25 protein-coding genes are annotated in these 24,395 nt (G+C 62.6%); 19 read left to right on the top strand and 6 right to left on the bottom strand.

Translation table 11 applies throughout. The features are described from left to right. The first annotated feature begins 172 nt into the window (after positions 1–172). The 3 genes from FVF58_RS36375 (at position 173) to aspA (ending at position 4,442) form a co-directional block, all read left to right on the top strand. Positions 173–1,462 (top strand): dicarboxylate/amino acid:cation symporter, encoded by a 1,290-nt coding sequence (locus tag FVF58_RS36375; RefSeq protein ID WP_149674551.1) that lies wholly within the window; start codon positions 173–175, stop codon positions 1,460–1,462. After that, a complete protein-coding gene (gene cuyB / locus FVF58_RS36380) occupies positions 1,459–2,928 on the top strand; it encodes a cysteate racemase (protein WP_149674552.1) in 1,470 nt (489 codons plus the stop codon). Before FVF58_RS36375 ends, cuyB begins: the two co-directional genes overlap by 4 nt. Before the next feature lie 95 nt (positions 2,929–3,023). After that, entirely contained in the window at positions 3,024–4,442 is a 1,419-nt protein-coding gene (gene aspA / locus FVF58_RS36385) for an aspartate ammonia-lyase (RefSeq protein WP_149674553.1), read from the top strand. A gap of 42 nt (positions 4,443–4,484) precedes the next feature. Here aspA and FVF58_RS51755 read toward each other — a convergent pair whose 3' ends face one another. Next, entirely contained in the window at positions 4,485–4,703 is a 219-nt protein-coding gene (locus tag FVF58_RS51755; RefSeq protein WP_188131035.1) for a hypothetical protein, read from the bottom strand. On the opposite strand from FVF58_RS51755, the gene cas5 reads away from it, so the two are divergent. From cas5 to mdcH, 9 genes are all read left to right on the top strand, one after another. Next, complete coding sequence (cas5, locus tag FVF58_RS54925) at positions 4,622–4,825, top strand: CRISPR-associated protein Cas5 (protein WP_149674554.1); 204 nt, start codon at positions 4,622–4,624, stop codon at positions 4,823–4,825. The genes FVF58_RS51755 and cas5 overlap by 82 nt on opposite strands. A gap of 62 nt (positions 4,826–4,887) precedes the next feature. Continuing rightward, positions 4,888–6,549: a malonate decarboxylase subunit alpha gene (gene mdcA / locus FVF58_RS36400; protein WP_149674555.1), complete on the top strand. Its 1,662-nt coding sequence runs from the start codon at positions 4,888–4,890 to the stop codon at positions 6,547–6,549. Further along, a complete protein-coding gene (locus tag FVF58_RS36405; protein ID WP_149674556.1) occupies positions 6,549–7,454 on the top strand; it encodes a triphosphoribosyl-dephospho-CoA synthase in 906 nt (301 codons plus the stop codon). Before mdcA ends, FVF58_RS36405 begins: the two co-directional genes overlap by 1 nt. A gap of 8 nt (positions 7,455–7,462) precedes the next feature. Beyond that, positions 7,463–7,771 carry a malonate decarboxylase subunit delta gene (locus FVF58_RS36410; RefSeq protein ID WP_149674557.1) on the top strand — a complete coding sequence of 103 codons (309 nt, stop codon included), beginning with the start codon at positions 7,463–7,465 and terminating at the stop codon, positions 7,769–7,771. A 2-nt stretch (positions 7,772–7,773) separates the two neighbouring features. Then, positions 7,774–8,622, top strand: coding sequence for a biotin-independent malonate decarboxylase subunit beta (locus tag FVF58_RS36415; protein ID WP_149674558.1), 849 nt, complete (start codon positions 7,774–7,776; stop codon positions 8,620–8,622). A 2-nt stretch (positions 8,623–8,624) separates the two neighbouring features. Continuing rightward, positions 8,625–9,440, top strand: coding sequence for a biotin-independent malonate decarboxylase subunit gamma (mdcE, locus tag FVF58_RS36420; RefSeq protein ID WP_149674559.1), 816 nt, complete (start codon positions 8,625–8,627; stop codon positions 9,438–9,440). A 92-nt stretch (positions 9,441–9,532) separates the two neighbouring features. Continuing rightward, on the top strand, positions 9,533–9,928 hold the full coding sequence (gene madL, locus FVF58_RS36425) for a malonate transporter subunit MadL (RefSeq protein WP_149674560.1): 396 nt from the start codon (positions 9,533–9,535) through the stop codon (positions 9,926–9,928). A 14-nt stretch (positions 9,929–9,942) separates the two neighbouring features. Continuing rightward, positions 9,943–10,710, top strand: a complete 768-nt coding sequence (gene madM / locus FVF58_RS36430; RefSeq protein WP_149674561.1) for a malonate transporter subunit MadM — start codon at positions 9,943–9,945, stop codon at positions 10,708–10,710. 34 nt (positions 10,711–10,744) lie between these two features. After that, on the top strand, positions 10,745–11,677 hold the full coding sequence (gene mdcH, locus FVF58_RS36435) for a malonate decarboxylase subunit epsilon (protein ID WP_149674562.1): 933 nt from the start codon (positions 10,745–10,747) through the stop codon (positions 11,675–11,677). 11 nt (positions 11,678–11,688) lie between these two features. Here the strand turns inward: mdcH and FVF58_RS36440 are convergent, their stop codons facing one another. Continuing rightward, the gene (locus FVF58_RS36440) at positions 11,689–12,603 is read right to left on the bottom strand and encodes a LysR family transcriptional regulator (protein ID WP_149674563.1); all 915 of its coding nucleotides are present in this window, start codon (positions 12,601–12,603) and stop codon (positions 11,689–11,691) included. A gap of 111 nt (positions 12,604–12,714) precedes the next feature. Between FVF58_RS36440 and FVF58_RS36445 the strand changes: the two genes are divergently transcribed. Both FVF58_RS36445 and FVF58_RS36450 read left to right on the top strand, forming a co-directional pair. After that, the gene (locus FVF58_RS36445; RefSeq protein WP_246217332.1) at positions 12,715–13,044 is read left to right on the top strand and encodes an FAD-binding protein; all 330 of its coding nucleotides are present in this window, start codon (positions 12,715–12,717) and stop codon (positions 13,042–13,044) included. Positions 13,045–13,419: 375 nt separating this feature from the next. Next, positions 13,420–13,617, top strand: a complete 198-nt coding sequence (locus tag FVF58_RS36450; RefSeq protein ID WP_149674564.1) for a hypothetical protein — start codon at positions 13,420–13,422, stop codon at positions 13,615–13,617. A 254-nt stretch (positions 13,618–13,871) separates the two neighbouring features. Here FVF58_RS36450 and FVF58_RS36455 read toward each other — a convergent pair whose 3' ends face one another. Further along, complete coding sequence (locus FVF58_RS36455) at positions 13,872–14,867, bottom strand: LysR family transcriptional regulator (protein WP_149674565.1); 996 nt, start codon at positions 14,865–14,867, stop codon at positions 13,872–13,874. 147 nt (positions 14,868–15,014) lie between these two features. Here FVF58_RS36455 and FVF58_RS36460 point away from each other — a divergent pair, with 147 nt between their 5' ends. The 5 genes from FVF58_RS36460 to FVF58_RS36480 all read left to right on the top strand — a co-directional run bounded on the left by FVF58_RS36460 (position 15,015) and on the right by FVF58_RS36480 (position 20,528). Then, positions 15,015–16,559: an acetolactate synthase large subunit gene (locus FVF58_RS36460; protein ID WP_149674566.1), complete on the top strand. Its 1,545-nt coding sequence runs from the start codon at positions 15,015–15,017 to the stop codon at positions 16,557–16,559. Positions 16,560–16,618: 59 nt separating this feature from the next. Beyond that, complete coding sequence (locus FVF58_RS36465; RefSeq protein WP_149674567.1) at positions 16,619–18,058, top strand: coniferyl aldehyde dehydrogenase; 1,440 nt, start codon at positions 16,619–16,621, stop codon at positions 18,056–18,058. Between the two features lie 276 nt (positions 18,059–18,334). Then, the gene (locus FVF58_RS36470) at positions 18,335–18,757 is read left to right on the top strand and encodes a tautomerase family protein (RefSeq protein WP_149674568.1); all 423 of its coding nucleotides are present in this window, start codon (positions 18,335–18,337) and stop codon (positions 18,755–18,757) included. 51 nt (positions 18,758–18,808) lie between these two features. After that, positions 18,809–19,615: an acetoacetate decarboxylase family protein gene (locus tag FVF58_RS36475; RefSeq protein ID WP_149674569.1), complete on the top strand. Its 807-nt coding sequence runs from the start codon at positions 18,809–18,811 to the stop codon at positions 19,613–19,615. Between the two features lie 193 nt (positions 19,616–19,808). Continuing rightward, positions 19,809–20,528: a Crp/Fnr family transcriptional regulator gene (locus FVF58_RS36480; RefSeq protein ID WP_246217333.1), complete on the top strand. Its 720-nt coding sequence runs from the start codon at positions 19,809–19,811 to the stop codon at positions 20,526–20,528. 54 nt (positions 20,529–20,582) lie between these two features. Here FVF58_RS36480 and FVF58_RS36485 read toward each other — a convergent pair whose 3' ends face one another. From FVF58_RS36485 to FVF58_RS36495, 3 genes are all read right to left on the bottom strand, one after another. Further along, entirely contained in the window at positions 20,583–21,779 is a 1,197-nt protein-coding gene (locus FVF58_RS36485) for a porin (protein WP_149674570.1), read from the bottom strand. Between the two features lie 357 nt (positions 21,780–22,136). Next, positions 22,137–23,285 (bottom strand): alpha-hydroxy acid oxidase, encoded by a 1,149-nt coding sequence (locus FVF58_RS36490; protein ID WP_149674571.1) that lies wholly within the window; start codon positions 23,283–23,285, stop codon positions 22,137–22,139. A 30-nt stretch (positions 23,286–23,315) separates the two neighbouring features. Next, positions 23,316–24,266, bottom strand: a complete 951-nt coding sequence (locus FVF58_RS36495) for a LysR family transcriptional regulator (protein ID WP_149674572.1) — start codon at positions 24,264–24,266, stop codon at positions 23,316–23,318. Positions 24,267–24,395 lie beyond the last annotated feature (129 nt).

The following is a 24,395-nucleotide window of genomic DNA, read 5'->3' on the forward strand; positions in this document are numbered from 1 at the left end:
TTTCACGAGTTATGCGAAACTGGCATAACCGCATGCAGTAGTAGCATCAACGCATTTTTGACGTTCCTTAAGATCCGTCCATACACAAAAACCTGCTGATTCAGCGACGTTTTTGCCATTCATGCGCAGGTGGGGCATCCCGCCGCCGGGCGCCATTCCTGGACGGATTCAAATGAAGAATCGCCTCACACTCTATATTTTTGTCGGCATGCTGCTCGGCGTTGTCGTCGGGTACATCTGCCACCGGTCGGTCGCGGATGCCGCTGAAGCGAAGACCATGGCCGGCTACTTTTCAATCATCACCGATATTTTTCTTCGCCTCGTGAAGATGATTATCGCACCGCTGGTCTTCGCGACGTTGGTCTCCGGCCTTGCCGGCATGGCCGGGACAAGCGATGTGCGCCGGATCGGGTTCAGGTCGGTGGGGTGGTTCCTGTGCGCGTCTCTGCTCTCCCTCGCGCTCGGCCTGGTGCTGGCGAACATCTTCCAACCGGGCGCAGGGCTGCATATGGTGCAGACCAGCGCCGATGTGACAACAGGTCTGAATACTGCTGGCCTGAACTTCAAGGACTTCATTACCCACGCGTTTCCGACCAGCATCATTGACGCGATGGCCCGAAACGACATTCTGCAAATCCTTGTTTTCTCCGTGCTGTTCGGCGTCGTACTGAGCGCCATCAAGAGCGATACGCGTGTGGCGCCGCTGATTGCAGGCGTGGATGCCCTCGTGCCGGCCATGCTGAAACTGACCGACTACGTGATGCGTCTCGCCCCAATCGGTGTCTTTGGTGCGCTCGCCGCGGCCATCACGGTACACGGTCTGGATGTGTTGACCACGTACGGCAAACTCATCGGCAGCTTCTATGCAGGGCTTGTGCTTCTTTGGACGCTTCTCATCCTTGTCGGGTATTTCTTTCTCGGGAAGCAGATCTGGACGCTGCTGAAGGCAATTCGCGAACCCGCGATGCTCGCTTTTTCGACGGCAAGCAGTGAAGCGGCTTACCCCCGCCTGACCGAAAAGCTCGAAGCGTTTGGGGTTGACAAGAAGGTTGTTGGGTTCACCTTGCCGCTCGGATACGCGTTCAATCTGGACGGCTCGATGATGTACCAGGCATTCGCGGCGATTTTCATCGCGCAGGCTTTCGGCATTGACATGCCATTGGGCGCCCAGATCGTGATGTTGCTCGTACTCATGGTCAGCAGCAAGGGGATGGCAGGGGTCGCCCGAGGCTCGGTGGTCGTGGTTGCTGCTGTTGCACCGATGTTCCATCTGCCACCGTCCGGAGTCGTGCTCATCCTCGCCATCGATCAGGTTCTCGACATGGGCCGAACCGCCACCAACGTAATTGGCAACAGCATCGCAACGGCCGTCATCGCGAAGTGGGAGGCCAAACGCTCAGCCAGGCACGCGAAACGTGCCAGCGACGTCGCTTTCGTTCAACTGCAAGGTGAGATGAAATGAAAGAAGTGAAGCAGGACAACGTGCGCAAGTTCGGGGTTGTGGGGGGCTTGGGGCCGTTGGCAAGTGCCGATGTATTCTTCAAGCTCGTCAAATCGACTCCCGCCACCAGCGACGCGGAGCACTTCGACGTGGTATTCGAGCAGCACCCTTTCGGCAACTCGGGTACCGGAAATGAGGCTACGACGCAACGGAAGCTGTATATCTTCGATCTGATTAGCCGCTTCGAGAAGCAAGGCGTGACGACAGTGGTGCTTCCCTGCTTTCTCAGCCACACGTTTATTGATGAGCTGAAGGCAAATTCACCGCTTCAGATTGTTAACATGGTCGAGGCTGTTCGCAGTCACGTTCGGCGGAAATTTCCTACCGTGCGTCGAATCGGTGTATTGGCGTCCGAATACACGCGTCGGAAAGGGCTGTTTGAGAAGTATTTTTCGGCACCTGAATTTGAGGTTGTCTATCCCCGCCACCGGGAGAATCTGGACCTCGTCACAGAAGCCGTATATGGGTCTGAAGGCGTCAAGAGCGGGAACCTGAGTGGCCGACCGGTGAAGCTTTTGCGCGAGGCGTGCGAGGACCTCATCTCGCAGGGCGTCAACATCATTGTCCCAGGTCTGACCGAAATCGCTCTGGTAGCCGGGGAGATTGGCCCGCTGCAGGTGCCGCTACTCGATTCCAATCTGGCCTATGCACAATACGTCGTATCGGGGCAGTATGCTTTGCCCGAAACGCTGTTCAAGGTCGGTATAGTCGGCGGGGTTGGACCGGCGGCGACCGTCGATTTCATCCATAAGATCGTGCGCAATACGCCGGCTAAACGGGACCAGGACCACATCAAACTGTTGGTCGAGCAGAACCCGCAAATTCCGGACCGCACAGAAAGCCTGATTGGCGACGGGCCCGACCCGACCATCTCCCTTTACGCGACATGCAAGAAGCTCGAATCAGGCGACGCGGACATCATTGCTATCCCATGTAACACCGCTCACGCGTTCGTCGAGCGGATCCAGCCGTATCTCGGCATACCAATCGTGAACATGCTGACGGTTACCGTCAGCTATCTTCGCGAGAGCTTTCCGTCGCTGCGGTCAGTCGGTGTGCTGGCGACCTCGGGTACGGTCGAAAGCGGTGTCTACGAAAAGGCGCTCACCTCACAAGGGTTACAGCAAATCGTCCCGGGCCCGGCTTTGCAGGCGCGAGTGATGGACGCGATTTACGGCAAGGAAGGCGTAAAAGCAGGGTTCACGACCGGGCAGTGCCAGTCCGATATCGCTGCTGCGATTGACGGGCTCATTTCCCGGGGCGTAGACGTCATCATCCTTGGTTGCACCGAGCTGCCGCTACTGCTTCAGCAGACGGATTTCGTCGGTACTAACGGAACATCGGTCCGGCTGGTCGACCCCACAGACGTACTTGCCAGGCAGTGTGTCGCCTACGCAACTGCAGCATCGGAATCGCACCGCCCCTAACCGACCGATTGAATGACTTCTTCCCCCGACCCGTGGCGTATACGGGCGTCGGGTGTCGCACTTCGCCCCGCATTTTTTGACAGATCAAGGAAGCTATGCTCACGACCATTGAACGCATCGAACACGACCTCCTCGGCGACCTCGCCGTACCGGCGGCAGCCTACTATGGTGTCCACACGCTGCGCGCACTCGAGAATTTCCCCATCACGGGAATTCCTATTTCGGCTTATCCGAATCTCATCAACGCGCTTGCGAATGTTAAAGAGGCAGCAGCGCTGGCGAATTACGACCTTGGGCTGCTCAGCGAGCTCAAGATGTCGGCTATCGTGCAAGCCTGCAGGCAGGTCCGCTCCGGTGTCGCACACGACCACTTCGTCGTGGACGTCATTCAGGGCGGCGCCGGCACTTCAACCAACATGAACGCCAATGAGGTCATTGCCAATCTTGCTCTTGAACACCTCGGGCACCAACGAGGAGAGTACGACATTCTTCATCCCAATGAGGACGTCAACCTTGGGCAAAGCACGAACGATGTATACCCGACCGCATTGAAAATCGCGACGTACGCGGGAATCATGCAACTGATAGAAGCAATGGCCGTGCTCCGCGCATCGTTCGAGCGCAAGGCTGAAGAATTCCGGGACGACCTGAAGATGGGGCGAACCCAACTTCAGGATGCAGTTCCCATGACGTTGGGGCAGGAGTTCAGCACCTTTGCCGTCATGCTCGGAGAAGACGAGGAGCGTCTTAGGGAAGCGTCAAGGTTGATTTGCGAGATCAACCTGGGCGCAACAGCCATTGGCACGGGCATCAACACCCATCCCGAGTATGCACAAGTCGTCTGCCGTCACCTGAGCGACGTAACCGGAATTCCGCTCACGACTTCCCCCAACCTGGTGGAGGCGACCCAGGATGTCGGGTCATTTGTGCAGTTGTCTGGTGTGTTGAAACGTGTCGCGGTGAAACTGTCCAAGACGTGCAATGACCTCCGTCTTCTCTCAAGCGGCCCCCGTGCAGGTCTCGGGGAAATCAACCTGCCACCGGTTCAGGCCGGCTCCAGCATCATGCCGGGCAAGGTCAACCCTGTCATACCTGAGGTCGTCAACCAGATAGCGTTTGAGGTCATCGGTAATGACGTGACCGTCAGCTTTGCTGCGGAGGCCGGGCAGCTTCAACTCAACGCGTTCGAGCCTATCATCGCGCACAGCCTCTTCAAGAGTGTGGCCCATCTGCGGGCAGGATGTTTGACGCTGGCGTCGAGGTGCGTCGACGGAATCACCGCCAATCGGGACCGGCTGCGGTCAATCATTGAAAATTCGATCGGTATCGTGACGGCGCTTAACCCATACATAGGCTATACCCACGCGACGGATGTAGCACAGGAAGCGCTTGCATCCGGTCGAAGCGTGGCGGAGATAGTGGTTGGAAGAGGACTGCTGAGCCAGTCCCAGCTCGACGAGATTTTGCAGCCCGCCATGCTGACCCAGCCGAGGAAAATCGCGTCCGCGGCTTGAGGCTGGGCTGATCAAGTCCGCCATTCGTACGTTTCATGCGTTCTAGAGCTGACACGCATCGGGAAAGGCGAAGGACGATAAAGCAGCAAACTCGACACGCCCCAGTTCGTCGCGGGCGGCGGCGACCGACAGTTGCGCTTCGGCGCGCTGCGCCGCGACCTCGCCGCGTAGCGCGCCGAGTGCGGCGTTCGCAGACGCGGAGACGCGCGCCCAGACAACCGGTTCGCGGTCGACGTGACGTCGCAGTCCGTTTAAGGGCACATCCGACTGCCGACTGGGGAATACCACTAAGCGAGCAGCTCAAGCCATCCTCTCCCGTCCCGCCTCAGTTCCAGCGTTCAGCCGAAACGATCATTACCCTTGGGATAACGGACTCGCCCTGAACGTGATTGAACCCTGTCCCCTCGCTCCATAGACTCGTTTCATGTCCAGAGCGAGAGCACCCATGTCCAGTCAAAGCCCGTCTCACTCCCGCTGGGCCACGCGCCGTGCGGAAAAACATCGGCGCCTCGCGCGCGTTGCGTCGATCGCCGATGGCGTGGTATTGCCCACTACCCGTATCGTCGAAGTCCTGCAAAAGCTGATCGTTCCCGGAGACCGCGTGGTCGTCGAGGGCAACAACCAGAAGCAGGCGGACTTCCTGTCGCGCTCGCTGGCGAAGGTCGATCCGGAACTCATCCATGACCTGCATCTGATCATCCCGAGCGTGAGCCGTGCCGAACATCTGGATCTGTTCGAACGCGGCATTGCCCGAAAGCTCGATTTCGCGTTCGCCGGCGCGCAAAGCCTGCGCATTTCGCAGTTCCTGCAAGACGGCATCCTCGAGATCGGTGCGATTCACACCTACATTGAGCTGTACGCGCGGCTCTATGTCGATCTGACGCCCAACGTCGTGCTGGTCGCCGGCTACAAGGCGGATCGCAATGGCAACCTCTACACCGGCGCGAGTACCGAAGACACCCCGGCGCTCGTCGAAGCCGCGGCGTTTCGCGATGGCATCGTGATCGCGCAGGTCAACGAGATCGTCGACGATCCGAAAGACCTGCCGCGCGTCGACATTCCCGGTTCGTGGATCGACTTCGTGGTCCAGTCGGACAAGCCGTTCTTCATCGAGCCGCTGTTCACGCGTGACCCGCGCCTCATCACGCCGATCCATGTGTTGATGGCGATGATGGCCATTCGTGGCATCTACGAGCGGCATCAGGTGCAGTCCCTCAATCACGGCATCGGGTTCAACACTGCGGCAATCGAACTGATCCTGCCGACCTACGGCGAAAAGCTCGGCCTCAAGGGCAAGATCTGCCGGCACTGGACGCTCAATCCGCATCCGACGCTGATCCCCGCGATCGAAACCGGCTGGGTCGACAGTGTGCATTGCTTCGGCGGCGAGATGGGGATGGAAGCCTATGTCGCGCAACGGCCGGATATCTTCTTCACCGGCCGCGACGGTTCGATGCGCTCGAATCGCGCGATGTGCCAGCTCGCGGGCCAATACGCCGTCGACATGTTCATCGGTTCGACGTTGCAGATGGACGGCGCAGGCAACTCGTCGACCGTCACGCACGGACGGCTCACCGGCTTCGGCGGCGCGCCCAACATGGGCCACGACCCGCACGGCCGTCGCCATGCGACACCCGCCTGGCTCGATATGCTGGAAACCGACGACCCGCTCGAGCGCGGCCGCAAGCTCGTCGTACAAATGGTCGAGACGTTTCAGGCAGGCGGTCAACCGACCATCGTCGAGTCGATCGATGCGGTGGAAGTCGGACGCGAAACCGGCATGCCGATCGCACCGGTGATGATCTACGGCGACGACGTCACGCATGTGCTGACCGAGGAAGGCATCGCGTACCTGTACAAGGCGCGTTCGCTCGAGCATCGCAAGGAGATGATCGCGGCCATCGCGGGCGTAACGCCTATCGGCCTCACGAGCAGCGCGGAGAAACGGGCGGCGCTGCGGCGCGATGGTTTCCTCGCGCTGCCCGAGGACCTTGGCATTCATCGCAGTGAGGCGACCCGGTCGCTGCTCGCGGCGAAGAGCATGGCGGACCTCGTCGACTGGTCGGACGGACTGTATGAACCGCCCGCACGCTTTCGGAGCTGGTGATGCGCGAGAACCTCGCAATGAACGAAGCGCAGCCGCGCCGCCAGGAGCCGGACCTTGCCGGGCGTTACGGCGCGCTGGTGGTCGCGGCGCTGATCGACGAAGTCACACTCGCCCCGAAACCCGGACTTGTCGATATCCGCAGCCAGGGCGCACATCACGATCTCGACTGGAAGCTGATGTGCACATCGGCGCTGGCACTGCAGCCTACCTTCGCGGAACTGGCGCGGGCCGGGCTCGAAACGCGGCCGCTGTTCGCGCTGCGTGAACGGATCGGCGCCATCGGACGCGACGGCGAAGCGCGCATGCTGGACGCAACGCACGGCGTGAATACCCATCGCGGCGCGATCTGGGCGCTCGGGCTGCTCGTGACCGCGGCGGCACGCGGACCGGACGACCTCGCGCCGGCAGCGGTCGCCGCGCGCGCCGGATCGATCGCGCGGATTGCCGACCGGCGCGCGCCGACGCGCACCGGCCACAAAGGCGAGCAGGCATGCCTCGACTACAACGTAGGCGGCGCACGCGGACAGGCACAGGCGGGCTTTCCGCACGTCGTGCAAGTGGCGCTGCCGGAGCTCGCTCGTTCACGCGGGCGCGGCGACAGCGAAACGGCCGCCCGCCTGAATGCGCTGATGGCCGTCATGGCGAGCCTCGACGACACCTGCGTGCTGGCGCGCGGTGGCCGCGGCGCGCTCGCCGAGATGCGGCGCGGCGCGCAAAGCGTGCTCGCGGACGGCGGCGCAGCGAGCCTCGCTGGCCGCCGGCAGTTGAAGGCACTCGACCGGCGTCTCGTCGAATTGCACGTCTCGCCTGGTGGCGCAGCCGATCTGCTCGCCGCCACCCTCTTTCTCGACCGGCTTCAAGCCAACGCCCCTCATCGGTCCAAGCCTCTTACGACCAGGGCATAGGAACGCACATGGAAACTATCGTCCTCGAATTCCCGGCCGGGCAACCCGCGCAAGGTCGCGCGGTGGCCGGCGTGGTCGCCTCGGGCGACCTCGAAGTCCTACTCGAAGCCAACACCGCGCAGCGCACCGTGGTGAACATCACCACTTCTGTCGACGGCAAGAGCCGCGTATGGGAAGCCGTGCTCGCGCGCATTTTCGGCGATAGCTCACTGCCGGCCATGAAGCTCGAAATCAACGATTCCGGCGCGACGCCCGGGGTCGTGCAAATACGTATCGGACAGGTACTCGAACAACTGCAATCAACCGGCGGAGCATAACGATGACCGATACCCAGCAATTGCTCGAGCGTCAGAGCTTCATCGAACTCGATGCGCGCAGCCGGGCCAGCAGGCTGCTTGACCCGGGCACCTTTCGCGAGCTGCTCGATCCGTTCGACCGCATACGCTCGCCATGGCTCGCCCGGCAAGGCATCGTGACCCAGGCTGACGACGGCACTGTTGTCGCCAAAGGCGAGCTCGATGGACAACCAGCGGTCGTGCTCGCAGTCGATGGCGGCTACCAGGGTGGCAGCATGGGTGAAGTGTCGGCGGCGAAGATCGCGGGCAGCCTCGAACTGGCCGCCGACGACAACCGCAACGGCATCCCGACCCGGGCGGTGATTCTCTTCGAGACGGGTGGCGTGCGCCTGCAGGAAGCGAACCTCGGGCTCGCCGCGATCGCGGAGATTCACGCGGCGATCGCCGACCTGCGGCGCTATCAGCCGGTGATCGGCATCACCGCCGGCCCGATTGGCTGTTACGGCGGCATGTCGATCTCGGCGGGACTGTGCAGCTATCTGATCGGTACGCGCGAAGCGCGTCTTGGACTGAACGGACCGGCGGTGATCGAGCAGGAAGCGGGCATCGTGGAATTCGACTCGCGCGATCGTCCGATGATCTGGAGCTTCACCGGTTGCGAACAGCGCCATCGCACGGGCCTCGTCGACGTGTACGCCGCCGACGACACCGATGCGATCCGCGCGGCCGTCATCGACCTGTTTCGCACGGGACGTCCGCAAACGTGCCGCAGCGAACGCGTCGCAGGCTTTTTGCAGCGGCTTTCGGAAATCGATCCGGGCGTGCAGGCGACGCCGGAACACGTGACCGCCATCTACGGCAAGGGGTTTTAGTCATGAGCACACCAGAGCTTTCCGCGCGCGGCGCAGTCTGGCTGGACGCACTCACCTGCAGCGCGCCGTTGCAGCCGGGCTATCCGCCGTCAGTGCGGGTCGTCGATGCGCGGCTTGGCGAGCATTCCGCGCGCTACGTCGCGGTGGTGCCGGACCCAGACAACCCGTTCCCTCGCGCACGTGGCGGCGAGGTCGGCCTTATCGAGGGATGGGAGATTGCGCGGGCGGTGCGCGAAGTGGTCGATGCCGATGCCGGGCGTAACGAGAAACGCGCGATCGTCGCGATCGTCGACGTCGCGAGTCAGGCGTATGGACGACGCGAGGAAGCCTATGGCATCCATCAGGCGCTCGCCGGGGCCGCTGACGCGTACGCTAGCGCGCGTTTAGCGGGTCATCCGGTGATCGGGCTGATCGTCGGGCGCGCGATGTCCGGAGCGTTTCTCGCACACGGCTACCAGGCCAACCGCCTGCTCGCACTCGGCGATTCGCAGGTCATGGTCCACGCCATGGGCAAGGAATCTGCCGCCCGCATAACGCTGCGCTCAGTGGCCGATCTCGAAGCGTTCACCGCGCACGTGCCGCCAATGGCCTACGACATCGACAACTATGCGTCGCTAGGGCTGCTGTGGAAGTTGCTTGGCGTGCGCAACGCCAATGCGCCGACTGCGGCCGATCAAGCCAGCGTCGAAAAAGCGCTGCAAGACGCGTTCGACGACATCCGCGCCGATCCGTCGCGCGGCCTCGACGGGCGGCTTCACAGCGCCCACCGCGCCGCGTCGGTAACGGTGCGCCAGAAGTTGCGCGAGCAATGGCGATGAATCCGCCCTGACCTCGGCCACATGCAGCGCAGCGCGTCGCAACTTGTTATCGATTCGCCGTAAGCCAATAGAGCAAATTCAGGAGACAGCACATGATCATCTACGGAACCGCACTGCTTGCGTTCTGCCATCTGGCGGGACTCTTTCTCGGCGATCTGCTCGGGCTCGCGATCGGCGTCAAGACGAATGTCGGCGGCGTCGGCATCGCGATGCTGTTGCTGATTTTCCTGCGCCTCTATCTGCACAAGAAGGGGCTGCTGCCTAAGGAAACCGAAGCGGGCGTGGGCTTCTGGGGGGCGATGTATATCCCCGTGGTGGTCGCAATGGCCGCCAACCAGAACGTCGTTGCAGCGCTCAAGGGCGGCCCGGTCGCGCTGCTGTCGGCACTCGGCGCCGCCGCCGTCTGCGCGTGCTGCATCGCCGTCCTTGCCCGTACCGGTCGCGACAACACCTCGTTCGTGAACGCCCCGCAACTCGAAGAGATCTGAAGCAGGAGTCCATCATGTTGCACATGCTCGAAAAAGTATTCGTTCAGAACGGCCTCGTGACTTCGTTCGCGCTGGTGGGTCTCATCATGTGGGTGTCGTCGTTGATTTCGCGCAAGCTGACGTTCGGGCGCGTGCACGGCTCCGCCATCGCGATCGTGATCGGCCTCGCGCTCGCCTATTTCGGCGGTCTCTTCACAGGCGGCCAGAAAGGTCTCGCGGACTTGCCGCTCTTCACGGGAGTGGGCCTGATGGGCGGCGCGATGCTGCGCGATTTCGCGATCGTCGCCACCGCGTTCGAGGTGCAGGCCGACGAGGCACGTAAGGCCGGGCTCATCGGCGTGGTATCGCTGCTGCTCGGAACCCTGTTGCCGTTCATTGTCGGCGCGAGCATCGCTCATGCGTTCGGCTACACCGACGCGGTCAGCATGACGACCATCGGTGCAGGCGCGGTCACTTATATCGTCGGCCCGGTGACCGGCGCGGCGATCGGCGCGAGCTCCGACGTGATTGCGCTCAGCATCGCGGCCGGGCTGATCAAGGCGATCATCGTGATGATCGGCACGCCGATCGCGGCCGGCTTCATGGGACTGAAGACACCACGCTCCGCGATGATCTTCGGCGGCCTCGCGGGCACGGTAAGCGGCGTGAGCGCCGGGCTCGCCGCGACCGACCGGCGGCTCGTGCCGTATGGCGCACTGATCGCGACGTTTCACACGGGCATCGGCTGCCTGCTCGGACCCTCGCTGCTGTTCTTTGCGACGAGGGCCTTGGTAGGCTCGTGATAGCAGGGGCAGAGAGAATCCTGATGTCCGCTCCATGAACATCCTCTTCACCTTTCCCGGCCAGGGCTCGCAAAAGTGCGGCATGCTGCACGCGCTACCGGATGACGTCGAAGCGGCTCGCACGATCGAAGAGGCCAGCGACACGTTGGGCTACGACGTCCGGTCCCTCGACGACGCGGACTCGCTACGCTCCACCATCGCCGTGCAACTGTGTCTGCTGGTGGCGGGCGTTGCCCAGGCGCGCATATTCAGCGCCAGTGGCCATGAGCCCGACATGGTCGGGGGGCTTTCGATCGGCGCGTACCCGGCTGCGGTGACCGCCGGCGCCCTGCCCTTCGCCGATGCCGTCAGGCTCGTCGCGTTGCGCGGCCAGTTGATGGAACACGCTTACCCCAGCGGCTACGGGATGATGGCGATCGTCGGCCTCGAGCAGCGCTCGCTCGAACCCTTGATCGCGCAAGTCAACAGCACGGTCACGCCCGTCTTTCTGGCCAACATCAACGCCGAGACGCAGATGGTGGTCGCGGGCAGCGACGGCGCGATGCGCGAACTCGCGGCCTTGGCAGTCGAACGTGGCGCGCAACGTTGCGAACGTCTCGACGTGCCCGTGCCGTCGCATTGCGCACTGCTCGACGAGCCGGCGGCCGCGCTCGCCGATGCGTTCGAAGAGGTTGTCCTGCGTGCGCCTCGCGCCGTGTATCTGAGCAGCAGCGCCGCCCGCCCGCTCTTCGACGGCCCACGCATCGCGGCCGACCTTGCCGGCAACATGGCGCGCCAGGTACGCTGGTCCGACACGATGCGGCTCGCGTGGGAGCGAGGCGCCCGCCTCGCGATCGAGATGCCGCCCGGCAACGTGCTGACCCGCTTGACCGGCGCGGCATTCAGCCAGGGCATTGCGGCAAGCTGCAGCGACACCGCGCTGCCGGACCTTCGCGTGCTGATTGAGCGCGAGCGGGCGCGCGACTGACGGCTCAAATCTCAGCCGGCGCTTCTGGTGCGCAGGCGGCAGACGGCCATCAGCGCGAGCAGATTCGGATCGCGCTCGCGTGCGCGCAGGAAGCTGACGCCGATGGTCTGGCGCATCAGGTATTGCGGCTTGAGCGGGATGAACTGCACCTTGTCGCCGAACACGCCGCGCACCCGGCCCGGCAATAGCGTACAGCCGACCCCGCCGCTCACCAGGTTCATCAGTGAGAAGATGTCGCCGACTTTCATCGTCACGTTCGGCGTGAAGTCCGCGACACGAAATGCGTCCAGAAAGCCGTGATAGGTGACGAAACCCTCGCCGAGCGAAACGAATGTCTCGTCGCGGCAGTCACGCAAATCGACCGCTTCAAGTTTCGCGTACGGCGAATCGGCAGGTGCGGCGAAAAAGATGTCGTCTTCGAAAAGAGGCAGCGCCTCGACTTCGGGTTCGGTCTCCGGCACGGCCATCAGGGCCGCATCGACGGCGCCTTGCTTGAGCTTGTCGAGCAGCTCGGCATTCGAACCGAGCACGAGTTCGACCTGAAGCGTCGGCCGCCGCACCTTGAGATCGATGACGATGCCGGGTACGGTCTTGATGGTCAGCGAGTACAACGAACCGATCTTCAGGCGGTCCGACGAATAGCCCGCGGCCTCGCGCGTCGCGCGAATGCCATCGGACATCAGCGTGAGCACTTCTTGCGCGACATCGGCGAGCATTTGCGCCGCTTCCGTCGACTTGAGGTTGCGGCCTTCGTGCCGGAATAGCGCACAGCGCACGCCCTGTTCGAGCGAATGCAGCGCCCGGTGCACGCTGACCGTACTCACGTTCAACGCCTCGGCCGCCTTCGACAGGTTGCCGGTCTCCATGAACGCGAGCAGAACCTCCAGCTTGCGGAAGGTAATCTCTTCATCGATTCGGTCGCGCATCTCAGGCTATCGAATGGTTGAATCGAGCCATTATCGGCGGATGACCGTGCGGGGCCAATAGCGACAACCCCGCATGTTTCGTGTCGGGCGCCCGCTGACCGTTGGGTCGTCTTGCATGTCGCGACGAAGCGGGGTATCGGACAGGCCGACGACCATGCGATGGGGTCGAGCCGGCAAGGCGTGCGCTGCAACGCGGTGGCACCTGGCCTCTTCCTGACCGAGACCGTGGCCAGGACCTATTCGGATAGCGCGGTGCTCGACCTCAAGCGCATGAACCGCATCTTCGAGGTCAGCGACACCAATTACTACGCGATCGTCGAACCGGGCATCAGCGACTTCGACCTGTACAACTACATCCGTGAGCGCGGACTCAAGGTCTGGCTCGACGTCCCGGATCCTGGTTGGGGCAGCGTGGTCGGTCGGCAATTCGCCCGATCATGAACTGTCCGAATTCTCGAAGCCACCTCTCCTACTATTCCCAGTTCAAACTGAGTTGTCGTTTACCCTCCTGAACGACCGTGCGGCAAGCTGGCAAACCGTGCGTCTGAATATCTTGAAACGCTTTACTGACGGGGCACCTGCTCACCTGCGGGCAGGTGGCGGCCCACCGCACGAACACAATCGTAGGGAAAAAGTTAATTCCCACATATTGATTATGCGGATGGGGAAACATTAAGATGGCTTCCCCGGCGCGCAGTCGGCTTCCGGTCAGCATGAATCATGCACAAAGTCCTATTTCGCTGGACGCATTCACGGTCGTCACGCAAGAACGGTTGAGCTTTTCATCAAATTGACGCCTATCAACAGGAGACAAAGATGCTGAGCCCTCATGAGTTCGCAACCTTGATGCTGGTCAAGGACGCTCCCGATCAACTCGGGCTGGATCGTGCAGATCTGGATATGTTGCTCGAACATCAACTCGTCGCATTGGAAGCACTCCCATGCGGCCAACAACGCCACCAGATAACCCGCGACGGCGTTTCCATGCTCAAAGCTGTGACGCGGTTCGGCTGATGACTTTCATTAGCGGATCAGCGTCCGCCCCATAGAATCCAGCGCTCACCTCCGAAAGCAAGCAGTGCGGTTCCTTACCACCGGAATAAGTGATCCAATAGTGCAATCAGTACTGCTATGAATTGTTCTGGTGTGTGCGATGCGCGGTCCGCATTGCACTCGTGCTTCCCGCCAGTCCATCCACGCAACCACCGCGCTCCGCACTGGGTGTCAACATCACCCAGTTCCAAACGAGACCGTTTTGCAGGACAGGGTCAGCGACGAACTCCCCCGGCCGAGCGGCGCCTTTTCGGCTTCCCATCTGGCTTGACGAGAGTATTGATAAAAACTGCGTCGCGTTCCAGCGCGAGCGGCAGTTCTGCCTTCAAAAGCTCGATCCACGCCCGCGTCTTCGCTTCGAGAAACTTCCTCGAAGGCATCAGCACATAGACACCGACATCAGGCGAGCGCCACTGAGGCAAGACATGCACGAGGTCTCCTCTGCGTAATTCGTCCAGCACAGCAAATCCCGGCAACAGTGCAATGCCTAATCCGCTGCAAGCCGCGCGCCGAACCACTTCCGGATGATCGCCGACCAGCGGCCCCGCAGGCTGAATCGAATGCGTCGTCCTCCCATCCGTCAACTGCCAATCGAGCGTGGTCGACGGGTTGACGAGGCGCAGGCATGCATGGGCCGCCAGATCGCTAATGGTCTTCGGCGCACCGTGCCGCGCAAGGTAGTCCGGCGCGGCGCACAGCACTCCGTGAACCGCGCCCAACCGTTGCGCAACGATGCTCGAGTCCGGCAGTCGCTGCGTGAGATAGACGCTTACATCCACGCCTTCCGCGAGCAGATCCGGCACGTATTGGGCGGTGCTGTACTCCACGCTCACCGCGGGATACATCGAACAGTACTTCGCCACGAGCGGCGCCACGTACCGATCCCCGAAACTCGCCATGCAGAGCACCCTCAGTCGCCCCGTCGGCTGGATGCGCGCCCCGCTCGCTTCGTTTTCCGCTTCCGTCACCAGTTCGAGGATCGTTCGGCATTGGTTCGCGTAGCGCTCGCCAGCTGTCGTGACCGACATGCGCCGGGTCGTCCGCTGGAGCAGCTTCGTCTGCAAACGATTCTCCAGCTCGGAAACGAGCCGCGATACCTGTGCTGTCGTCAACTCCATCTGCGTGCTTGCCGCCGTGAAGCTGCCAGCGTCCACTACCCGCACGAACGCCGTCATCGCGTGCAGCAATCCATAGTCGAGATTCTTGCGCATGACGTAACAATTTTTCGGATCAGACGGTATTTTCTCATGAAGAGCGAATAGTTAGGATCAGCCCGTACGTCGATGCACGACGTCTGGGCCCCTGAAACAAGCAGGGTGCAAAGCCTGATTGATTCGTTCGATATCGAGGTGATACTTATGAACGGCGCTGAAAGTCTGTTGCGTTCGCTGATCGCGAGTGGTGTGGATGTTTGCTTCGGGAATCCGGGCACGTCCGAGATGCATTTTGTGGCGGCACTGGATGAAGTCGACGGCATGCGCCCTATTCTTGGTCTGTTCGAAGGCGTCGTCACCGGCGCCGCCGACGGCTACGGAAGAATGGCGGGCAAGCCCGCCGCCACGTTGCTCCATCTCGGCCCCGGCCTTGCAAACGGGCTGGCCAATCTTCACAACGCACGCCGCGCGTCGAGCCCGGTCGTCAATATCGTCGGCGATCATGCATCGACGCATGCTCGCTTCGAAGCGCCGCTGACCTCCGATATCAAGGGCTTCGCGCGGCCAGTCTCGCACTGGATTCACTCGTCGAGCAGTGCTTTGACCGTCGGTGCCGATGCCGCCCGGGCGGTGCAGGCTTCCATGGAAGGCGCGGGCCAGATTGCGACGCTCATCCTGCCTGCCGACACGGCCTGGTCGCAAGCCGACGCCGTTGCCGCGCCGCTGCCCACGCCGGCGCCTGCGCTCGCGAGCGGCGAAGCCATCGACCGTATTGCCGCGCTTGCCCGCACCGGCGTGCGAACTGCTTTCCTGCTGCGAGGCAAGGCCTTGCAGGAACGAGGGCTTCGCGCGGCGGGCCGCATTGCTGCCAAGACGGGCGCCCGCCTGCTCTGCGACACCTTCGCTCCGCGTTTGCAGCGTGGCGCCGGACGTGTGCCGGTCGAGCGCCTGCCCTACTTCGCCGAACAGGTCGTCGACTTCCTCGCGGGCACGGAACTGCTAGTGCTGGTCGGTGCGCAACCGCCCGTCAGCTTCTTCGCCTACCCGGACAAGCCGAGCTCGCTGACGCCGCAAGAATGCCGCGTCGCGGTCCTGGCTCATCCGCATGAAGACGGCACGGCCGCACTCGAATCGCTGGTCGAAGCGCTTGGCGCACAACATGCCATCGCACGGGCAATCGATCGTCAGGATATCGAATTTTCTTCGAACGGCCCCCTCGACGGCGAATCGATCATGCGTAGCGTCGCGAGACACCTGCCCGAGAACGCCATCATCACCGAAGAGGCATCGCTGGCAATGGCGCATTACGCCCTGACCGAGTCGGCCGCTCCGCATGATTTCCTGACCCTCACTGGCGGCGCGATCGGCAGCATGATGCCCGTTTCGATCGGTGCCGGCGTTGCGTGCCCCGATCGCAAGGTCGTCAATCTCGTGGGCGATGGCAGCGCGATGTACACGCTTCAATCTTTGTGGACGATGGCGCGCGAAAACATCGACGTCGTGACCGTCATCTACTCGAACGGCGGCTACAGGATTCTCGCGAACGAGCTCAAGCGCGTGGGCGCCCGCACGGATGGCGCTCATGCCGCCTCCATGTTCGATCTCGGCAATCCGTCGCTCGATTGGGTCGCCCTTGCACGGGGCATGGGCGTCGAGGCCTTCCGTGCCGAATCGCGCGAAACCTTCGATACCTCACTCGCGCACGCGATGAAGCGTAGGGGCCCAATGCTGATCGAGGCGGTCATCTGAGCGGCCCGTTCGTGCCCAATCGTTTGCTTGGGTCATTGAAAACCAAGGAGAAGTCAATCATGCCGATTAATTTCAGGCTGCCGGCGGAGCCGTCTGCCGCCCGGATCCACGTCCAACTCGCTACCATGAAAGCGGCGCAGCTCAGGGACGGAGCGCCTTCGGCCGCACTGCGCAAGGACCGCATCGATCGCGCAATCACCCTACTGCGCTCGAACAAGGACGCACTCGTCGACGCGATCAACGCCGACTACAGCTGCCGCGGCAAGCAGCAGACCTTGCTCGCCGATATCCTCGCGTCGATCGAGGGATTGCGCTTCAATCGCGAGCATCTCGATGCATGGATGGCGCAGCCGGCCACGACCGAGCCGTTTCCCGGCGTCAAGGCAAAGGTCGAGTATCAGCCGCTTGGCGTCGTCGGGATCATCAGTCCGTGGAATTTCCCCATCGTGCTGGCATTCGGTCCGCTCGCGGGCGCGTTCGCGGCGGGCAACCGCGCCATCATCAAGCCGTCCGAACTGACGCCCGCCACTTCGAAGCTGCTGGCCGAGCTGATCGCAGGTGCCTTCGACAGCGACGAGTTGACCACCGTGCTCGGCGGGGCAGAAACCGGCGCGGCGTTCAGCGCGCAGCCGTTCGACCATCTGGTGTTCACGGGCAGCACGCAGGTCGCGCACCACGTCATGCGCGCGGCATCGGGCAACCTCGTGCCCGTGACGCTGGAGCTTGGCGGAAAGTCGCCCGTTCTCGTAGGCGAAGACGCCGACCTGCAACGCGTCGCGGAGCGCGTGATGACGGTGAAGACATTCAACGCCGGGCAGATCTGCCTCTCGCCGGACTATGTACTGATCCCCGCCGGGCGCACCGATGCGTTCGTCGAGCACGCGAAGGCGGTGGTCTCGCAGATGTATCCGTCCATTCGCGAGAATCCCGATTACACCGCGATGATCAACGTGCGAGGGTTCGAGCGCCAGCTCTCGCTCGTCGACGATGCGCGTCAACGGGGCGCCAAAGTCGTGAGCCTCGCCCCTGCGGACGAAGACCTCTCAGATGCCGCCGTGCGCAAGATGGCGCCGACCCTCATCACCGGGACGACCGATGCGATGCGCGTGATGCAAGAAGAGATTTTCGGTCCGGTACTGCCGGTAGTGACCTACGAAACGTTCGACGAAGCGCTGGCGTATATCAATGCGCGCCCGCGCCCGCTCGCACTCTACTACTTCGGCGATGACGCGGCCGGGCACGAGCAGGTTTCGACGCGGACCACGTCGGGGGCGCTCGTCGTGAATGATGCGATGACGCACGTGTTCTTCGACACGCTGCCGTTCGGAGGCGTAGGCGCATCCGGCATGGGCCACTATCACGGTGAGTACGGCTACCGCACGTTCAGCCACGCGAAACCCGTCGTGGTTCAAAGCGCAGGCGGCGAATCGAATCTCCTGATGCGCGCGCCGTATCTGGCGGCTACCGAGGCCGCTGTCAACGGCATGATCGACGGCTGAGGCCTGGTCCGGCCGCCACGATCACGCAGCGAGGGGCAGGTCTCCGTCCCGACCGCCCTCGTTGAAGCCCTGATCCCGCTATTGAGTCGCGACAAACCTCCCCTGAACGGGGGATCGCCGTGGCGACGCAAAAGCGCAGAAGATCGGAGTGCGAAGCGATCCGTCTTTCTGTCCGCGAAGATTTAGAAATCTCATCGCAGCAATGCGGCGCGATTGTTGGACAAGATCGGCGAGCCGCCTAAGATTTGCCGCAGCAATCTCTAAACGGAGTTTTCCATGCCAATGACAAATGTCTCGATGCGCACCGGTCAGTCTGCGCAATTCCGCACCGCCGTCCTGAAGGGCATTCATGAGTCGCTTCACGAGGCCCTGGGTATCCACCCGGAAGCGTTCTTCATGACGATCACCGAACATGAGGAAGCCAACTTCCTCGCGAACATGACGTTCCCGTTCGAACGGAGTCCGGACCTGCTGCTGATCCAGATCACGCTGACCGCCGGCCGGGACGCCGAAGACAAGAAGCGCTTCTACGAGCACCTCGTCGAGAAACTACAAGCCAGTCCCGGTGTAGATCCGGCGGATGTCTTCATCAACATCATCGAGGTCGCCAGCGAGAACTGGTCGCCCGGTAGAGGGCTAGCGGGCCGCAACTCCGTCATTCCCGCCACCGGCGCGCCGGCAACGACGGCCGCCAGCTAATCCGCGCACGCGCCCCCCTTTACGTCGTTCCTCATTCAATCTGGAGTCACCATGCCGAAGCAGTACGCCGTTCCCCTTTCGCCCCGTGGTCTTTCGAGCATCGCGCCCCCGCCGCCCTGGCACTATGCCGGCGACTTCATCCTCGTCGAGTTCTGGGCCGATCCCGCCGCTGCGGCGGCCGTGCTTCCCAAAGGTCTCACCGCCGATCCGGCCTCGCCAGGCCATGCAACGGCCCTCTTCATCGACTGGCAATTCACGGCCGGTGACGATGAGATGCTCGATCCGGCGCGCTATCAGTACCGCGAGTTCTTCATCCTGATCGACGCCCTCCACGACGGCAAGCCGGTCTCGTATTGCCCATATATCTTCGTGGACAACGATTCCGCCATGATGCGCGGCCTGATTCAAGGCTTCCCGAAGCGCTATGGCCAGGTGCATCAGACGCGCACGTTCGCTGCGCGAAGCGCGGCAGCTGCGCCGGTCGCTGCCGGTACGCGCTTTGCCGCCACGGCATCGGCCGCGGGCCAGCGTCTCGCACGCGCCGAGGTGAAGCTGGAGTCGGCTGTCGAAGACGTGTCGAAGCTGAGCCTCGCCGGCCGCCCGGTGGTCAATCTGCGCTACTTCCCGCGCCTCGCCGCCGGCCAGCATGAAATGCCGGCCGTCAACGAACTCGTGCTTTCGATCATGGACAATGCGCAGATCGCCGACGTGTGGACCGGAGAGGGCAAGCTCTCGCTGCCGCTCGCTGAAGGCGAGGAGATTTCGGATCTGGCGCCAGTGCGCGTGGGCGCCGGCTTTCGCGGCTCGATGGCGTACAGCGTGACGGACCTCAAGACGCTCGTCGACAACTCGAAGTAAGCCGCAAAGGCAATCCGAGGGCTTGGCGCCTCCGTTCACGCGGGGGCGCCTTTTTGATTTCTCCTGCAATGCCCCTCTCCACGATCAAGAACGTGCTGCCGTCGTACCGAAGCGGAGGTAGCCAGAGACGCGCAGGACTTTTGACGGCGTTCGCAGGATAATATGCCATTGGCGCAGGCGAATGGCACCGCGCTTGAACATCGATACGCCCTCATCGCCTCAAATGGCTCTCATGACCGACATGTCCGAAGCAATGCGGACGAACCAGTGGTTCAGCGCCCTGCCAGTTGCGGAGCAAGAGGCACTGATTCGACGAAGCGAATCGATCACGCTGCACCCAGGGGAATATCTGTTCCACCGGGGCGATGCGCCAACTGGCTTCTACGGGATCGTGAGCGGCCGGCTAAAGGCGTTCACACTTCGCGAAGACGGCAAGGAGGCGATCCTCTCCGTGATCGAAGCGGGTAACTGGTTTGGACAGACGTCCTTGACGAGCCGGCAGCCTCGGCCACGCGATGTCGTGGCGCTCGAACGTTCCTCTCTCTTGGTGGTGAGAGCGGCCGCCTTCGAAGAACTGATGCGGAGCACCGCATTCGTGCGTGCGATCGCCGAGCTGCAGTCGATTCATATGAACTGGCTGTACCGCATGGTCGAAGACGCCACGCTTCATTCGACGCGCGCACGCATCGCCCGCCGCCTGCTGCTGGTGGCCTCAGGCGACGTCACGCTCTCACCGCAGTGCCGACAGGACGTGAGCCTTTCGCAGGACACGCTGGCGATGATGCTCGGCATCACCCGCCAGACGCTTTCGCTGGAGCTCAAGGTCATGGCGGAAAAAGGCGCAATCATGTTGCGGTACGGTCGAATCGAAATCTGTTCGAAAGACATACTCGCGTCCTTTCAGGACGATTAATGATTGCGCCCGGCAATCGCATCCAGCGCTCAAAGCCAAAGAACTTTTGCCGGCCTAGAAGAGGTGCCGCAAGCCAGCCGTCACGCCAAGCTGCGTGGTCTTGAAGGCCGAGCTCAAGGCGTTGATCCCCTGGAATTGCGCGCCGACCATGCCGCCCCGGTACTGGGAGTAGTCGACCTCCAGATACGTATCCGTGCGTTTCGACCAGTTATAGTCGGCGAGAAGCTGGAATTGCGTCGCGTTGCCGTCCGCGGACGGGGTCTTGCCGGTCTGGATCGTGCGCCAGACATTGGCCGAAAGATGCGTCGCAAGGCCGATTTGCTGGGTCACACCGCCAAAGAACATTTGCCGCACGCTGAAAGTGTTGAACTTCAGTGCGGTCAACGCGGGCTCCGAGAACGGGCCGTTCGGGAAGTTCCCGACAAAGCCCGCATCCTGCCGATTGACGGCCCAGCCGGCGGACACCGTCGTCGAGTCGAAGGTGTATGACCCGCCGGCGGTCCACGATTTGAGGTGCGCCGAGGCGTTCACGGCGTCGCGCGAGTCGAGATAGGCGACAGCCAGGTTCAGCGGCGCCCCGGGCAGATACAGGAGCGACGCGCCAATCTGACTGCCCGCGCCGAAGTGGCCCGCCGTGCCGCCGAACGCATAGGAGACTTCACCGGTCAGGTACTGCCAGCGCGCTGCGTATTTGACCATGTTGCTCGCCCATACGCCTTGGGCCATCATGACTTCGGGACGGAACTGATAGAACGTGGGCAGCCAGCGGTTCGTCGCGAAGGCGCCGACCACAGCGTCGGACAGGGGATTGGTCTGGCGTCCCATCGTCAGTTTGCCGAAGGTGTTCGACTGGAGCCCGACAAAGGCGGTGTTGAAGAACGGATAGGCCGGGTCGGTCTGCCCAGAATTCGGGAAGAACCGGTTCTCCATGTTAAACACAACCTTGGTGCCGCCCCCTATGTCTTCCGCGCCCTTGATGCCGAAATTGCTCTCGCTCGCGCCACTCACCATCTGAACCTGAGAGTCGCCTGCCGGATTCGCATGCGTCGTATAGCGGACGCCGGCATCGACCAATCCGTAGAGCGTCACTGACGACTGTGCAGCCGCCGAAACGGAATACAGCGCCGCGACCGAGATTGCGCCGGCCAGTGCGTGCTGGCGCAGCCCTGCTGTATGGCCGCGATTTCTCCTCTCGTTACGGTTACGCCTTCCCGGAACAGCGCTGCACAACAATCTCCCTGCCTTCCTCATGTGAAATCTCCAACCTTATGTTTATATTGGACTACGAATCATTCAGAATCGAATCTTCGCTCACGCACCTGGACTCGGTGCAAGGTGAGCTTCGCTAGCGCGCGTCGCTCCCACGGACACACCTTGCCCGGGAAGTCGCGCTCAAACCGTCAGAAAATTTACATTTCTCGACAGGCTTGCGCTGCGGTCCGCGACGCAACGCGCGCACTGGGACGGACTCGGTCGGGATAACCCCGAAAAGGCAAGAAATCTGGCAGAGTTCGACGCAAGCAGCGCGGTACCCTTCGGGGCCGTCCGGCACACACGTCGAGGCTGGTGTGGCGCAACGGCGACAACGCGTTTCAAGGCGCGCACTCTTTACGCGCCGTGCGTCGCGAGAATCGCGGGGCCGACCGCAGCAATATCCGTGCATCCGCATAGCGCCATGGTCGTATCGAGTTCGGCCGCGATGATCTCGAGACTCTTGTGCACGCCGGCTTCTCCCGCTGCCGCGAGGCCATACAGGAACGCCCGGCCGATCATCGTGCCGCGTGCGCCCAACGCCACGGCCTTCAGTACGTCCTGGCCGGTCCTGACGCCGCTGTCGAGCCACACCTCGACGCGCTCGCCCACGGCGTCCACGATGGCGGGCAACGCCTGAACGGAAGAAACCGCGCCGTCCAGCTGGCGCCCGCCGTGATTCGACACGACGATGACATCGGCCCCGGCTTCGACGGCACGCCGCGCATCGCGCGTATCGAGAATCCCCTTCACGATCAGCTTCCCCTTCCAGAGCTTGCGGATCCATTCGATGTCCGCCCAGGTCATGGTCGGGTCGAACTGGTCTTTCACCCAGGAGGCCAGTGAAGACATGTCGTCGACACCCTTGACATGGCCGACGATGTTGCCGAAATGACGGCGCTTCGCCCGCACCATGCCCCACGACCAGGCAGGTCGCGCCGCCATGTTCAGGAGATTGGCGAGCGTGATGCGCGGCGGCGTGGAAAGGCCGTTCCTGACGTCCTTGTGGCGCTGGCCGCCGACCTGCAGATCCATCGTGACGACGAGCGCGGTGCAGCCCGCGCCAGCGGCGCGCTGAATCAGGCGCTCGATGAACGCCCGGTCGCGCATGACATAGAGCTGGAACCAGAATGGCGCGGCAACACTCTGCGCGACGTCTTCGATCGAGCAGATGCTCATGGTCGACAGCGTGAACGGCACGCCAAAGCGCTGCGCGGCGCGCGCCGCGAGGATTTCGCCGTTCCCTCTGATCATCCCGGCAAGCCCGGTCGGCGCGAGCGCGACCGGCATCGCGACCTGGCGGCCGGCCATCACGGTCTCGAGTTTCCTTGCGTCGATGCTGACGCCGACACGCTGGCGCAAGCGGACTTGTTGTAAATCGGCCTCGTTGGCGCGATAAGTCGACTCCGTGTACGAGCCGGAGTCCACGTAGTCGTAGAACATACGCGGAATGCGCCGCTCAGCCACGGCGCGAAGATCTTCGATGCATGCGATCGGGTTGGACATTTGTCTCACTCCAGTTGAATCGGAGTGATGCTACTTGCCCGCCTCGCTCGCACCCGCGACATTTTTTCCGGAGCGCCCCGAAAGATATTCCGAGGCCTGCGCGCTCGCCCGCGCGCAAATGCCAACCAGCCAGTCCGCGAACTCGCCCGCGGCCCCGTACGATGAGTGAGGCATCAGATAGTACGGCGGCACGGGGCACGTGATCTCGGGAAAGAGGGGCACGAGTGAGCCCGCCGCCAACCAGGGAAGCGCCAGCGTCGGCCTCCCAAGCGCAATGCCCTGGCCGCTCACCGCAGCTTCGAGCAACAAGCCCAGATCCATCAGCCTTGGGCCACTCTCCGGTTCCGCCCAGTCGAGACCTGCCGCGTGAAGCCATGGCGTCCAGGGTTCCAGCGAGGTTCGCAGCAGAGGCGCCGACGCCATATCCGGCGGCTTGCGCAGCGGCCCGATCGAGCTCAGGAGCGTTGGCGCGATCAGCGGTGTCGCGCAATCGCACATCAAGATCGTGCAGCCCGCTTCGACGGGGTCGCCGCCGCGAATCCACAAATCGGTATCGCCGGGCGGGCTGTCCGGATAGGGCGTACTCAGGACGAGTTCCAGGTCCATTGACGCGTACCGCCCCGTGAACTCCTGGAGCTTCGGGGCGACGATCTGGCGTGCGAAGGTAGGCGGCGCGCACACGCGCAGGCGCTCTTTGCGCTTGTCATCGGGCTGATGCAACGGCACCGCCGCCAGCAGCCGCAAAGGTCCAACCACTTGTTGAAGATATTCTCGCCCGATGTCGGTCAGCACCAGCGTTCTGCCGCTTCTGTCCAGCAGTTGCACGCCAAGCAACTGCTCGACCGCGGCGACGCGCTTGGCGGCCGCACTGCCAGTCACGCAAAGCATCTCGGCCGCGCGCTCGAACGTGCCATAACGGGCGGCGGCCTCGAATGCCAGAAGCCCATCGAGAGAGGGAACGCGAAGTCGGGCGAGGTTCATATCCGAGGATCCAGCGGAACGATCCATAAGATTATCGACGCAAAGCGAAACGGCAGGAACGGCAACGCGTCAGCAGAAAAACCCCGAACTGTTGGATTTCTTGCAGTCTGGCTGTTGACGTCAGGGTAA

It is taken from the genome of Paraburkholderia panacisoli (genome assembly GCF_008369935.1).
Lineage (GTDB): Bacteria > Pseudomonadota > Gammaproteobacteria > Burkholderiales > Burkholderiaceae > Paraburkholderia > Paraburkholderia panacisoli.

Coding starts and splice junctions, on each gene's coding strand:
- FVF58_RS36405 (WP_149674556.1), top strand. CDS start 6,549: ATGCGCGAGAACCTCGCAATGAACGAAGCGCAGCCGCGCCGCCAGGAG.
- aspA (WP_149674553.1), top strand. CDS start 3,024: ATGCTCACGACCATTGAACGCATCGAACACGACCTCCTCGGCGACCTC.
- FVF58_RS36450 (WP_149674564.1), top strand. CDS start 13,420: ATGCTGAGCCCTCATGAGTTCGCAACCTTGATGCTGGTCAAGGACGCT.
- FVF58_RS36415 (WP_149674558.1), top strand. CDS start 7,774: ATGACCGATACCCAGCAATTGCTCGAGCGTCAGAGCTTCATCGAACTC.
- FVF58_RS36410 (WP_149674557.1), top strand. CDS start 7,463: ATGGAAACTATCGTCCTCGAATTCCCGGCCGGGCAACCCGCGCAAGGT.
- cuyB (WP_149674552.1), top strand. CDS start 1,459: ATGAAAGAAGTGAAGCAGGACAACGTGCGCAAGTTCGGGGTTGTGGGG.
- mdcA (WP_149674555.1), top strand. CDS start 4,888: ATGTCCAGTCAAAGCCCGTCTCACTCCCGCTGGGCCACGCGCCGTGCG.
- FVF58_RS36375 (WP_149674551.1), top strand. CDS start 173: ATGAAGAATCGCCTCACACTCTATATTTTTGTCGGCATGCTGCTCGGC.
- madM (WP_149674561.1), top strand. CDS start 9,943: ATGTTGCACATGCTCGAAAAAGTATTCGTTCAGAACGGCCTCGTGACT.
- FVF58_RS36440 (WP_149674563.1), bottom strand. CDS start 12,603: ATGCGCGACCGAATCGATGAAGAGATTACCTTCCGCAAGCTGGAGGTT.
- FVF58_RS36465 (WP_149674567.1), top strand. CDS start 16,619: ATGCCGATTAATTTCAGGCTGCCGGCGGAGCCGTCTGCCGCCCGGATC.
- FVF58_RS36455 (WP_149674565.1), bottom strand. CDS start 14,867: ATGCGCAAGAATCTCGACTATGGATTGCTGCACGCGATGACGGCGTTC.
- FVF58_RS36490 (WP_149674571.1), bottom strand. CDS start 23,285: ATGTCCAACCCGATCGCATGCATCGAAGATCTTCGCGCCGTGGCTGAG.
- FVF58_RS36475 (WP_149674569.1), top strand. CDS start 18,809: ATGCCGAAGCAGTACGCCGTTCCCCTTTCGCCCCGTGGTCTTTCGAGC.
- mdcH (WP_149674562.1), top strand. CDS start 10,745: ATGAACATCCTCTTCACCTTTCCCGGCCAGGGCTCGCAAAAGTGCGGC.
- madL (WP_149674560.1), top strand. CDS start 9,533: ATGATCATCTACGGAACCGCACTGCTTGCGTTCTGCCATCTGGCGGGA.
- FVF58_RS36470 (WP_149674568.1), top strand. CDS start 18,335: ATGCCAATGACAAATGTCTCGATGCGCACCGGTCAGTCTGCGCAATTC.
- FVF58_RS36495 (WP_149674572.1), bottom strand. CDS start 24,266: ATGAACCTCGCCCGACTTCGCGTTCCCTCTCTCGATGGGCTTCTGGCA.
- FVF58_RS36485 (WP_149674570.1), bottom strand. CDS start 21,779: ATGAGGAAGGCAGGGAGATTGTTGTGCAGCGCTGTTCCGGGAAGGCGT.
- mdcE (WP_149674559.1), top strand. CDS start 8,625: ATGAGCACACCAGAGCTTTCCGCGCGCGGCGCAGTCTGGCTGGACGCA.
- FVF58_RS36460 (WP_149674566.1), top strand. CDS start 15,015: ATGAACGGCGCTGAAAGTCTGTTGCGTTCGCTGATCGCGAGTGGTGTG.